Raw genomic sequence first — 257 nt, 5'->3', positions numbered from 1 at the left:
CCAGCAAACTCAATTTTTGTTGCTGACTACCTCACCACTCCCGGTCAAGCAGCAAAAGATGACTGGCAAATGATTGAAGATGCAGGATTTACCTTAGAATCTGCCGATGGTTCTCCTCTCCCTGTTTTGTCTAGTCTTCAGGAAAATAGGTAACTTCTTTGACTTCACCTATATTGCCCAAGACTGTTGGTGATTGTTGATTGTATTCCACAACAACGCCACCAGCGTTACCGGTGCGTAAAGTTAGCGCTTCTTCC

At 44.7% G+C, this 257-nt stretch carries 2 protein-coding genes; one reads left to right on the top strand and one right to left on the bottom strand.

Features of this window, described 5'->3' with window-relative positions:
* The first annotated feature begins 12 nt into the window (after positions 1-12).
* A complete protein-coding gene (locus R0J92_RS24495) occupies positions 13-153 on the top strand; it encodes a hypothetical protein (protein ID WP_411053598.1) in 141 nt (46 codons plus the stop codon).
* Here the strand turns inward: R0J92_RS24495 and R0J92_RS24490 are convergent.
* Positions 131-257: RodZ domain-containing protein (locus tag R0J92_RS24490; RefSeq protein WP_411053597.1), on the bottom strand; the 127-nt coding region annotated here is incomplete at its 5' end. The genes R0J92_RS24495 and R0J92_RS24490 overlap by 23 nt on opposite strands.

The organism is Tritonibacter sp. SIMBA_163 (assembly GCF_046535935.1).
In the GTDB taxonomy this organism is placed as follows: domain Bacteria; phylum Pseudomonadota; class Alphaproteobacteria; order Rhodobacterales; family Rhodobacteraceae; genus Epibacterium; species Epibacterium scottomollicae.
Note: the sequence above shows the minus strand (reverse complement) of the source record. Positions and strands in the feature narration are given on the sequence as shown.